Source organism: Flavobacterium sp. (genome assembly GCF_965277525.1).
Lineage (GTDB): Bacteria > Bacteroidota > Bacteroidia > Flavobacteriales > Flavobacteriaceae > Flavobacterium.
On sequence record NZ_CBDIDC010000005.1, the window covers coordinates 1,418,096 to 1,430,418 of the forward strand.

8 protein-coding genes are annotated in these 12,323 nt (G+C 32.9%); 6 read left to right on the plus strand and 2 right to left on the minus strand.

All coding sequences use genetic code 11. From position 1 onward, the window contains the following. Nucleotides 1-63: 63 nt before the first annotated feature. The 6 genes from ACQY44_RS14440 to ACQY44_RS14465 all read left to right on the plus strand — a co-directional run bounded on the left by ACQY44_RS14440 (nt 64) and on the right by ACQY44_RS14465 (nt 11,128). Nucleotides 64-2,346: a T9SS type A sorting domain-containing protein gene (locus tag ACQY44_RS14440; RefSeq protein ID WP_428231027.1), complete on the plus strand. Its 2,283-nt coding sequence runs from the start codon at nt 64-66 to the stop codon at nt 2,344-2,346. Nucleotides 2,347-2,421: 75 nt separating this feature from the next. After that, nucleotides 2,422-3,135 carry a DNA repair protein RecO gene (recO, locus tag ACQY44_RS14445; RefSeq protein ID WP_428231028.1) on the plus strand — a complete coding sequence of 238 codons (714 nt, stop codon included), beginning with the start codon at nt 2,422-2,424 and terminating at the stop codon, nt 3,133-3,135. Between the two features lie 131 nt (nt 3,136-3,266). Continuing rightward, entirely contained in the window at nt 3,267-5,159 is a 1,893-nt protein-coding gene (locus ACQY44_RS14450) for a PQQ-binding-like beta-propeller repeat protein (protein WP_428231029.1), read from the plus strand. A 56-nt stretch (nt 5,160-5,215) separates the two neighbouring features. Further along, nucleotides 5,216-7,135, plus strand: a complete 1,920-nt coding sequence (locus tag ACQY44_RS14455) for a hypothetical protein (protein WP_428231030.1) — start codon at nt 5,216-5,218, stop codon at nt 7,133-7,135. 203 nt (nt 7,136-7,338) lie between these two features. Further along, entirely contained in the window at nt 7,339-10,740 is a 3,402-nt protein-coding gene (gene ileS, locus ACQY44_RS14460) for an isoleucine--tRNA ligase (protein WP_428231031.1), read from the plus strand. 7 nt (nt 10,741-10,747) lie between these two features. Continuing rightward, nucleotides 10,748-11,128: a TraR/DksA family transcriptional regulator gene (locus ACQY44_RS14465; RefSeq protein ID WP_007807070.1), complete on the plus strand. Its 381-nt coding sequence runs from the start codon at nt 10,748-10,750 to the stop codon at nt 11,126-11,128. Between the two features lie 248 nt (nt 11,129-11,376). On the opposite strand, the gene ACQY44_RS14470 is transcribed toward ACQY44_RS14465, so the two are convergent. Continuing rightward, entirely contained in the window at nt 11,377-11,757 is a 381-nt protein-coding gene (locus ACQY44_RS14470; protein ID WP_428231032.1) for a hypothetical protein, read from the minus strand. Between the two features lie 34 nt (nt 11,758-11,791). Beyond that, complete coding sequence (locus tag ACQY44_RS14475) at nt 11,792-12,148, minus strand: roadblock/LC7 domain-containing protein (protein ID WP_428231033.1); 357 nt, start codon at nt 12,146-12,148, stop codon at nt 11,792-11,794. Between the last annotated feature and the right edge of the window lie 175 nt (nt 12,149-12,323).

A 12,323-nucleotide genomic window follows, 5' to 3' on the forward strand; every position in this document is an offset into this window, starting at 1 on the left:
CTAAAGAACAAAAATCAAATACTTTCGTTTGTAGTATATTTGTCTATTCGAATATGTCAAATAATGAAGAGAAGCTTTCTGTATATTTTGTTTTTAATGTTGTTTCAATTTAGTTTCGCTCAGAATAAATTGTTATGGCAAGGTTATTTTTCTTTTAACGAAATAAAAGATATTTCACAGGCTTCGACAACTGTTTTTGCAGCTTCAGAAAATGCATTGTTCTCTAAAAATGCAGCTACCAATACAATAAAAACAACAACTACCGTTGACGGACTTTCAGGTCAGACAATTTCAGCGTTGCACCATAGTGAAGGATTTAAGAAAACGATAATTGGTTACGAAAATGGATTGATGATTGTGGTCAATGAAAAAGACGGAAGTATCTTGAAAGTTGTTGATATTATCAATAAACAATTGCCGGCAAATCTAAAAAAGATCAATCATTTTATGGAACATAACGGTTTGGTTTATGTTTCTTGTGATTTCGGAATTGTGCAATTCAATTTAACGACATCGCAATTTGGTGATACTTATTTTATTGGTGATAATGGTGCCGAAATTAGCGTAAAGCAAACTACTTATTTTAACGGATTTATCTTCGCCGCCACTTCAAGCGGAATTAGAAAAGCAAATAGTACAAATGCCAATTTGATTGATTTTAATCAATGGCTTTTAGTAAATTCCGGTGATTGGTCGAGTGTTGAAACTTTAGATGCAGAGCTTGTTGCAATAAATTCAGCAGGATATATTCATCGATATAATTCGAATACGTTTATTGGTTTCTCCCAACTTCCACAACCGTCGGCGGATATGAGGGCTGTAAATCACCAGTTATTTATTACAACCCCAAATACAGTGTTTGTTTATAATAATAAAATGATTTTAAACCGTCAAATTGCAAATACTCAGGTTTTAAACAGTACCGTAAATTTTACCTGTGCAACAGCTATTGGGGATTTGCTGTACATTGGGACAAAAGATAAAGGATTGTTTTCGTCAACTTTAGCAAGTGCTTCTATTTTTGAAAATAATACGCCGGTTGGTCCCACCCGAAATAATATCTTTTCGCTGGATGCTACACCAAATTCAATTTGGGCAGTGTATGGAGATTACGATACAAGCTATAATCCATATCCCTTAGATAGTTATGGCGTGAGTAGATATAATGCATCCGGGTGGCTGAATATTCCGTATGAGAATGTTTTTGGAGCAAAATCGATGACCAGGATTCTAGTGAATCCAAATAATGAAAAACAAGTTTATGCAAGCTCATTTTTTTCAGGACTATTAAAAATAGAGCAGGATGTACCGACTATTTTATATAATGAAAAAAATAGCGGACTTGAAACGCTGACTACTGAAGGCCCAAATTATATTGATGTTCGTATCAACGGAACTGCTTTTGATAAATCAGGAAATCTATGGGTTACCAACAGTAGAATAAAAAATGGTTTAAAGGTTTTGAAAACAAACGGACAATGGCAAAGTTATTCGACCGCAGGGATTCTTATTAATGCCGAATCTACAAGTTATGCCAATATCGCGATTGATAAAAATGGTACAAAATGGATTGCTACTAACAGAGATGGAGTAATTGGTTTTAACGAAAGTACAAATACATTCAAAAAAATGAATTTTGGTGCAGACGTCGGGAATTTGCCCATTGATGATGTTCGGTCTGTTGTTGTTGATACTAAAAACCAACTTTGGATTGGAACAACGAAAGGACTCAGGGTTTTGTCGAATGTAGGGGGTTTTCAGACGGAGAGTCAGTTAAAAGCAAATCCGATTATTATTATGGAGGATAATTTGGCTCAGGAATTATTATACGAGCAGTCTATAACTTCAATTGTGGTAGATGGAGCCAATGATAAATGGATTGGGACTGCAGATTCAGGAGTGTTTATGGTTTCGTCTAACGGCCAGGAAACAAAATATCATTTTACGATTAATAATTCTCCTTTACCGAGTAATTTTATCAATGATATAAAAATTAATAGTGCAACGGGAGAGGTTTTTATTGCAACGAATAAAGGGATGGTTTCTTTTAAAGGAATTGCAACCGGTGCCAATGAAGATTTGAATAATGTTTATGTTTATCCAAATCCTGTGCGCCCAAATTATTCAGGAACAGTAAAAGTTGCCGGATTAATCGATAAGGCTAATATTAAGATTACAGATATCGAAGGTAATCTGGTATATGAAACTACTTCGACAGGTGGAACAATAGAATGGGATACAACTGCTTTTGGACGCTATAAAGTAGCTTCCGGTGTATATATGGTTTTTATTTCGGCTCAGGACGGAAGCGAAACTAAAGTCAAAAAAGTAATGATAATTAGGTAAATAGATAATTGTACAATAATCTAAGAAGTCTAACGGTCTAAGAAATTTCAAGTCTACTAATCTAACAATCTAATTTTGCTAGTTAAAACCAAAGCAATAGTAATTTCGTCACTAAAATTTCAGGAAAAAAGTTTGATTGTAAAATGTTTTACACTTTCAAACGGTCTGAAATCTTATTTTGTGCGCGATGCTTTTTCGAGCAGGAAAGCCAGTCAAAAAATTGCTTACTTTCAACCCTTGTCAATTCTCGAGATAGAAGCAGTGCATAAAAACAAAGGAACTTTAGAAAACTTTAAAGAAATTAAAACTGCCGTTCCGTTTCAGAGTATTCATACAGACATTATAAAAAGTACCATGGTAATGTTCTTGTCTGAGATGCTTCATTATTCAATTCAGGAAGAAGAAAAAAACGAATCACTTTTTGTTTTTTTAGAAACGGCTTTAACCTGGTTGGATCATCACGATGAAATTTCTAATTTTCATTTGATTTTACTTTTAGAGATAACCAAATATTTGGGTTTTTATCCGGATGTTTCTGATCTTGATTTGCCTTATTTCGAAATGAATGATGGCGTTTTTACTCCTTTTCATGGTTTGAGTGCACTTACTGAGCATGAAACAAATCTCTTTAAAAAGCTGATTGATTTGAAGTTTGATAATACTCAAAAAGTTTTTCATGTCATTGAAAGACAAATTTTATTAAAGATCCTGATCGATTATTACAGCTTTCATTTAGACGGTTTTAAGAAGCCTAAATCCCTTGATGTTTTGAAAGAAATATTTTCCTAAACTGAATCCTATTTTTATATATTTGCGCAGTGAATTTTTATTAAAATTTTATTAATTATTTTTTTAATAAGTTAATTCACTAACAAAACCACCATTATAAATATTAATCTTTTTAAAGAAAAAAAGCTACTATGAAGAAAATTACTTTTTCGATTATTTTACTTTTATTAGTCAGTGTTTCGGCTATTTCCCAGAGGAAATATGATGAAATCATTACCACAGAGAACAATGTACAGGACATGGTTCAAAACGAGATAACAGGAATTGTTGTTTTTAAAGAAGGAGGAACTATAAAAGGTTTGGATCCTGAGACTAAAAAAATTGTTTGGACATTGACAAAAGAAGATTTTGGAACAATTACCGGTAAGGATATCTTAAAAGATCCGGAATTTGGAAATGTTTTTAAAGACAAAAAAGATTTAACAACTGTTACAGGAAGTCCTTATGTTGAGGCTTATATCAACTCAAAGTATTTAATTATTAATACTGATACAGGTAAAATTGTATACAATTCTTCAAAGGAAGCTTTTTGGGTATTTCAATCAGATTTTATTCCTGAAACAAATGAATATCTTCTTACTTTGAAAAAAGATGGAGATATGGCAATTGCCTTACTAGATATGGCAACAGGAGAACTTAAATGGACTACAACAGTCGATAAGGCAAAATCATTGTTTAGTTTTTCTTTAAAATTATCGAACCTTACTAATAAAGCTAAGATTAATGGTAATACAGTTTATTACTTGTTATTTGGTAACTTGTATTCTTTTGACAAAGAGACAGGGAAATTAAATTGGAAAGCTGAAGAAGAGTACACGAAATTCTATGAGACACAAAACGACAAAAATATTGTTGTAGTTAACACTGCAGGATTAATGTCAAAAAAAGAATATTTAAATGTTTTGAGCACAGATGACGGTAAAAGTATCTGGAAAGAATCTATTAAAACAAAACAAGTTATTTATTTAGAAGATTGGGGAACAAAATTAATGGTCGTTCATAATAGTGGTTTTAATTTTTATGACTTAAAAACAGGAGAAAAAATCTGGAAAAAAGATGCTCGTGGAGATGGTTTGAAAAGAGTGATTCCTATTGATCAGGATTTCTTATATGTTGCAGAGAATGAAATGATGCTGATCAACAAAGACGGAGAAAAACTTTGGAAAAAATTCATTGAAATTTCAGACGATAAAGAAGATCCAATTTATTATTTAGGAAAAGTAGGCGAAAAAGTAATGTACCTTACAGGAACCTATGGAAACATGGTAGATTATAAAACGGGAGTTAAACTTTGGAAACGTAACATCAATTTTGATAAAAATCGTCCGGTTTTACCAGCTTATGACGAAGCTACAAATTCGTATTTAGTTTATAATGACGAAAAACTATACAAATTTGATCCAAGTATTAGCGATAAGCCAGAACCGTTTGCTAAAGTAAACATCAAAAAAGAAAAAGAATTAAACAGTATCGAATTATTCCCTTGGGGAGTTGTGCTTTCAGGGCCAATTGAGGTAATGGGAGTTAATATGGACGGAACCGTAAAGTACCATCTAACTTATAGCCAACCAGGTGAAACAGGAAGACGTTTGATGAAAAGTGCTGCAATTGCAGGAAGCATTGGTTTGGGTATTGGCGCAGTTCATAGTGCTATACAAGCTTCTGAGTTAACAATGACATATCGTGACTCTAACGGTAATTTGAGATCTACTGTTGTTAAAGAAGAAGATAAATCAAAAATGAATCAGGCTAAGAATATGGCTGGAGCTTCAGCGGTACTAGGATTAGTTGCTGAAAAGTTTAATTCTCGTTTTAAAGCAATGAAGCAAAATAGAGATTTTTCTTATGTTTTCGCAAAAGCGGATACAGGAGAAAAAATTCTTGTAAAAGTTAGTAAAGTTGATGGAGTTGAAGTGGATAAAATTATTTTCAATAACAACAAACCGCTCTACGAAATAGATCCTGCGACGCAAAACATTTTTTATGTTTCTGATAAGTCTATTCAAATTTTCAATAAAAAATAAGACTAATAAAAAACACAAAGCCATCAGGATTAATTGCTGATGGCTTTTTTTTGCCTATGAAAAAAACATTACTCTTAATAGCTTTGCTTGTAATTGGCTCAATTCAGGCACAAGAAAAAATAAGCTCAAAAAAAAAGAAATTCTATATTCCGGTAATTAAATATCCAGCATTTCCCATTCTTGATAATGTATTAACGCAAACCACTTTTTATCAAATGGATAAGGAGTTGCAGGAGGAAGAGTCTGTATTAAAGAAAAATTATTTTAATATTGATGGGTTTGTAAAAGAGCCTTTAAACGGGAAATTAAGAATTTATTTAACCATTGCGATGCCTAAGCATACTACCACGCAAATTGATAGTACTTTTGATAAAAAAAATAATCGTTGGAATTTTCAGGCGTCTTCAAATTTTGCTGTAAAAATAAAGGTTGAAGCCAAATGTGCTGATAAGTTATTATTCTCTGAGGATTTTTTTAGTAATGAATCTTTTATAATTGGGGGAGAGTCTCGAAGAGAAAATGTGAAAATTGTTGCGGCTTTAAATAATCAAAAAATTTCAGAAGCTGAAAAAAGTGCTGATTATAGTGACGAAGGTTTAGGGGTTGATCGAGTGATTTATCAATCTGTAAGCAGAATTCAAAATTATTTGAACTATAGGTTAGGATATGGTAAAGAGGAATCTAAAGAAAGATTTGAATTTGTAACATCAAAAGGACATTCAGAATACAATCATATGCTGGCTTTTGAAAAAGAAATTACAGCTCAGATGGAGAAAGTAACTCTTGAAAAAGGTCTGGATGAGAAGTTGCTGGCGCCACATTTGCAATATCTGGAAAGTTTGTTGGTTAAATATCCGCTTTCGCCGGCTAACGAATATATTCGATTTATTGTTACCAATAACTTAGCCGAAACGTATTTACTGCTTGAAAATAAAGAAAAGGCATTGCTCTATGCTAATTTACTTATCGAAAATGACAAACTGGATTCTCGAGGATCATCAATTATTGATAGGGTAAATAGAGGAAATTTTGTTGAGAAAAAAATAAGATGCCATACCAATCGTTTTACTGATCTTAAAAAGTTAGGACTTAAAATTGCCGAAGAAAAAGAAGAAAAAAGATTAGCTTTTTTTGAAAAAATACAACTACAAGATGCAGAATGGGAAATTGAGAAATCGAATCGTGAAGCCAATTTAGAAAAATCTAAAATGCAGCGATATAATATGCTTGATTCTATACCATACCAACTTAATGCAAATTTGCTGGCTAAAGTGGTAGATAATTTAGGTGGAAGCCAGGCTTTGAAAAAAGTCGAAAAAACGCATTTGTATTCTAAACTTTCGATAGAAGGAAATAAAATACCTCAAACAGAAGAGAAATGGGCAACAAACACCAATTATCTTCTAAGAAAGAAAATGCCGGAAAGCTATTATGAAATTGTGAACGGAGCAGAAGCGTGGAGTCATGATGATCGAGAAAGTGGGGTGAATGCTAAATGGGCGAAACTCAATTCGTACGATTATAGTAATTTGTCTAAAAACGTTGACTTAATAAATTTCCTAACCGATTTGAGACTTGATTTATGGAATAATTTTGAGCTTTTACCAGATGAAATGTACGAAGGAAAATTATGTTATCATTTAAATTATTTTGAGAAAACATTAAGTTCGGGTAACAGAACAATTCCTAAAACAGATTATCATGTTTTTATTGATAAAGAAAATTATAATATAGTTTCGACTGAAAAAACAGAATTTGATAATGGCAATAAGAGTTTTTTCGAAAGAAAACTTTTTGGGGATTATCGTCCGGTTGCAACCTTAAATTCCGGAAAAATTCCGCATAAGATTAATTATGAGATTGAAGATTTTAATGGTGAAACACTTTATCAGGAAGTGCGCGAAAAAGTAGAGGTGAATCCTGTTTTTGGTAATAGAATTTTTATGAAAGAAGTCTATTTCGGAGGATTTAAATAGTCTTTTACTTTAATGAAAAAGAATAATTAGAATTGATTGGTTTTTGGTTTATTGACTCGATTTTTTGAGTTTAGTACCGGAAACTAATCAATTCTTTTGTTTTTGTATCTATTATCTCAACAAAAGTTTGTGAAATTTAAAGAAATTGATGGTCAATAATCCAAAATTCCTTACTTTCGCACCTCGATTAAGAAAAGGATAAAATGAGCACAAAATTTACTGAATACAAAGGACTTGACTTGCCAACAGTAGCGTCAGAAGTACTTGATTTTTGGAAGGAAGAAAATATATTTGAAAAGAGTGTAACTACTCGCGAAGGTGCTGAACCTTTCGTGTTTTTTGAAGGTCCGCCTTCAGCAAATGGTTTACCGGGAATTCATCACGTGATGGCACGTGCGATTAAAGATATTTTTTGCAGATATAAAACTCAAAAAGGTTTTCAGGTAAAAAGAAAAGCCGGTTGGGATACGCACGGATTGCCTGTAGAATTAGGTACCGAAAAAGAACTAGGAATTACAAAAGAAGATATTGGTAAAACAATTTCTATCGAAGAATATAACGAAGCGTGTAAAAAAACCGTAATGCGTTATACTGACGTATGGAATGATTTGACTGAAAAAATGGGATATTGGGTAGATATGGAAGATCCGTATGTGACTTACAAACCAAAATATATGGAGTCTGTTTGGTGGCTTTTGAAACAAATCTACGATAAAGGTTTGTTATACAAAGGATATACAATTCAGCCTTATTCTCCAAAAGCAGGAACAGGATTGTCTTCTCACGAAGTAAATCAACCTGGAGCGTACAGAGATGTTACAGATACTACAATTGTAGCGCAGTTTAAAACTTTACCGGAAACTTTGCCAAGCTTTTTACAAGGTTTTGGTGATATTCACATCTTAGCCTGGACGACTACTCCCTGGACATTGCCATCGAATACTGCTTTGACAGTTGGTCCAAAAATCGATTATGTTTTAGTAAAAACATTCAATCAATATACTTTTGACCCTGTAAATGTTGTTTTGGCTAAGAATTTAGTTGGAAAACAATTCGGAAAAGGATTTTTTGCAAGTGAAGACGATGCTGATTTTGATACTGTAAAAGAAGGAGATAAAAAACTTCCGTACAAAATCTTAGCAGAAGCAAAAGGTATTGATTTAGTAGAGATTCGTTACGAACAATTATTACCTTACGTATTACCATACCAAAATGCCGAAAATGCATTTAGGGTAATTGCTGGAGATTTCGTTACTACTGAGGATGGAACAGGAGTTGTACACACCGCTCCAACTTTTGGTGCTGATGATGCTAAAGTAGCAAAAGAAGCAAAACCGGAAGTGCCGCCAATGTTGGTATTAGATGAAAGCGGAACAGCAGTTCCATTGGTGGACTTACAAGGAAAATTCACTTCGCATTTAGGTGAACTTGCCGGTAAATACGTTAAAAACGAATATTACGATGAAGGACAAGCTCCGGAACGTTCTGTAGATGTAGAAATTGCTATTCGATTAAAAGAAGAAAATAAGGCCTTTAAGGTAGAAAAATACGTACATAGTTATCCACACAGCTGGAGAACTGATGAACCGTTATTATATTATCCGCTAGACTCCTGGTTCATTAAAGTAACTGATGTAAAAGATAGAATGTTCGACCTGAACGAAACTATCAATTGGAAGCCTAAGTCTACTGGTGAGGGACGTTTTGGAAATTGGCTGAAAAACGCCAACGACTGGAATTTATCTCGTTCTAGATATTGGGGTATTCCGTTGCCAATTTGGAGAACTGAAGATAAAAAAGAAGAAGTTCTTATTGGTTCTGTAGAAGAATTGTACAATGCGATCGAAAAATCTATCGAAGCAGGTTTTCAAAAAGAAAATCCATTCAAAGGTTTTGAAATCGGAAATATGGCTGATTCAAATTATGATTTAATCGACCTGCATAAAAATGTGGTTGATCAAATTACATTGGTTTCGGCTTCAGGACAACCAATGAAACGCGAAAGTGATTTAATTGATGTTTGGTTTGATTCAGGTGCAATGCCTTATGCACAATGGCATTATCCTTTTGAGAATAAAGATAAAATCGATGAGAACAAAGATTTTCCTGCGAATTTCATCGCTGAAGGTGTTGATCAGACTCGTGGATGGTTTTATACACTACACGCTATCGGAACTTTGGTTTTTGATAAAGTGGCGTATAAAAACGTAGTTTCTAATGGTTTGGTTTTAGATAAAGACGGAATAAAAATGTCTAAGAGTAAAGGGAATACTATAGACCCCTTTAAAACTATTGAAGAATATGGTCCTGATGCTACACGCTGGTATATGATCATGAATGCAAATCCTTGGGACAACTTGAAATTTGATCTTGAAGGAATTGCTGAGGTTCGCCGTAAATTCTTCGGTACATTATACAACACTTATTCTTTCTTTTCGTTATATGCCAATATTGATGGTTTTAAATATGAAGAGGCTGAAATTCCGTTAAACGAAAGACCGGAAATTGATCAGTGGATCATATCTGAATTGCATACTTTAATAAAATTCGTTGATGAATGTTATGAAGATTATGAGCCAACAAAAGCAGCAAGAGCTATTTCTGATTTCGTTCAGGAAAACTTGAGTAACTGGTACGTTCGTTTATGTCGTCGTCGTTTCTGGAAAGGAGAATATGCTCACGATAAAATTGCAGCTTATCAAACACTTTATACTTGTTTGCTAACGATCAGTAAATTAAGTGCTCCGATCGCTCCTTTTTTCATGGATAAATTATACCGCGATTTAACAATTTCGACCGGAACTGAGCAATATGCCAGTGTTCACTTGGCTCAGTTTCCAAAATTTGTCGAAAACTTTGTTAATAAAACGTTAGAAAGCAAAATGCAGAAGGCACAAACCATCTCATCTTTGGTTTTATCACTTCGTAAAAAAGAGATGATTAAGGTGCGTCAACCGTTACAAAAGGTAATGATTCCGGTACTTGACGAAAATCAGAGAGCTGAAATTCAGGCTATTTCCGAGCTTGTAAAAGCAGAAGTAAACGTTAAAGAAATCATACTTTTAGATGATGATTCTGGCATATTAGTAAAACAAATTAAACCTAATTTTAAAGCATTAGGGCCACGTTTCGGAAAGGATATGGGTTTGATTTCCAAAGAGATACAGTCTTTTTCGGCGGATCAGATTAGTCAATTGGATAAGCAGGGGACGTTAGATATTGTTATTGCTGGAAATAATGTAACTTTATCACTAGAAGATGTCGAAATAACATCTCAGGATATTGAAGGCTGGTTGGTTGCAAATTCAAACGGAATAACAGTTGCGCTTGATATTACAATCTCTGAAGAATTGAAAAACGAAGGTGTCGCAAGAGAACTGGTAAACAGAATTCAAAATATCCGTAAAGATTCTGGATTTGAAGTTACCGATAAAATTAAAGTTCAAATAAAAAGAAGCGGTATTTTAGAAGAAGCAATTCTGAAAAATAAAGACTATATTAAGTCTGAGACACTAACAGATGAATTGGTTTTTGTGGATGCATTAGAAAACGGCACAGAAATTGAATTTGATGATATTAAAACAATGATATTAATTTCAAAATAAATATAAAATGATAGATGAAATTACAAGATACTCTGATGCTGATTTAGCGGAGTTTAAAGAAATAATTCAAAATAAAATACAAAAAGCACAAGCCGATCTGGATTTAATAAAAAGTGCTTATATGAATGATTTGAATAACGGAACAGATGATACTTCTCCAACTTTTAAAGCATTTGAAGAAGGAAGTGAAACAATGTCTAAAGAAGCAAACTCTCAGTTGGCTATCAGACAGGAAAAGTTTATACGTGATCTGAAAAACGCATTATTCCGTGTTGAAAATAAAACATATGGTATTTGTAAAGTAACGGGTAAATTAATTGGCAAAGAAAGGCTAAAAATCGTTCCTCATGCTACAATGAGTATCGAAGCTAAGAACTTGCAACGATAAACAAATATTGAATTAAATAGGCGCTCCTTTTAGGGGCGTTTTTTTTTGTTTAATGTTTGATGACAATAGGGGATAAGTGAAGGCAGGAGTTTTGAGAGAATTTAATTATAATTACAGAAGTGTAATTAAATTAAGGTTGCAATTTTTTGTAAGAAAGAAAAAGTAATTGATTTGGAGCATAAAAAAAATATTTTTTAATTAGAACTATCTCATTCTGGGGTAGCTCTAATTAAAAAATAAATTAAAAACTAAGCTAAGTTTTTCTCTAGTTCTAATTTGTGTTTTCTTAGAACGGCTCTGGTCATTCCTAAATTTGCTTTATTAGAGTCTGCGGCAAGATAGATCATGAATTTTTTGTTCGGAGAAATATCGATGATATGAATTTGATTCGAAAGCGTGATCAAAATATCCTCGATGTCCTGATTTAAATTTAAAGCCTTTACTGCACTTAGTTTGGCTTTTACAACCTCCAGGTTATAAGCTGCTGCAAGTTCCGGATCAAAAGAAGGGTCGATTGTTAAATTTCCAAAACTTAATCCTGACTCAATTTCGGTTACAGCCACAGCTATAAAACCATTTACGTTGGTTTTCATTTCATTCAAAAACACATTTAAAAAATCGTTGCTCATAATTTAGTGGGTTTGTAGGGTTAATAGATTTATGTTATTTTAATAGGGAATTTTTGCTCAACTCTGTAGCGACTTCATCAGTTGATCGCATCAATAAGCCAAGATTGCTCCCGTCTTTTGAAAATGCTATTATAAAGTTTGCGCCACTTATTTTATTTCCAATGACAACTCCTTCTGAAGTTTTTAAGAAGAGTTGTTTTAGGGATCCTTTTTCTAAATCTATTAAGAATTTTTCACTCATTGAGAGGATTGCAGCACTCATTGCCGCAACACTATCTGCATAATCTAATTGTAATGATGTAATCAGTTTTCCTTTTCCGTTTAGAATTAATGCAGCAGTAGATTTGGTGTTGACAAGAAAGTCATTAAGAGTAGATGTTATTTCGTTCATATTTGTAGGATTTGGGAGAAAATGTTAAAATTAATTCTTTTTGATGCTTATTGATATGAAATCATAGCTTTTGATCTAAACAAGTGTTAATTTTTACTAACAAATATAAATTAAATTATGTATTATTGTAATACCAAAACATTAATAATTCATTTATTTAACATAAAAAACTTAC

Coding starts and splice junctions, on each gene's coding strand:
- ACQY44_RS14440 (WP_428231027.1), top strand. CDS start 64: ATGAAGAGAAGCTTTCTGTATATTTTGTTTTTAATGTTGTTTCAATTT.
- ACQY44_RS14450 (WP_428231029.1), top strand. CDS start 3,267: ATGAAGAAAATTACTTTTTCGATTATTTTACTTTTATTAGTCAGTGTT.
- ACQY44_RS14455 (WP_428231030.1), top strand. CDS start 5,216: ATGAAAAAAACATTACTCTTAATAGCTTTGCTTGTAATTGGCTCAATT.
- ileS (WP_428231031.1), top strand. CDS start 7,339: ATGAGCACAAAATTTACTGAATACAAAGGACTTGACTTGCCAACAGTA.
- ACQY44_RS14465 (WP_007807070.1), top strand. CDS start 10,748: ATGATAGATGAAATTACAAGATACTCTGATGCTGATTTAGCGGAGTTT.
- ACQY44_RS14470 (WP_428231032.1), bottom strand. CDS start 11,757: ATGAGCAACGATTTTTTAAATGTGTTTTTGAATGAAATGAAAACCAAC.
- ACQY44_RS14475 (WP_428231033.1), bottom strand. CDS start 12,148: ATGAACGAAATAACATCTACTCTTAATGACTTTCTTGTCAACACCAAA.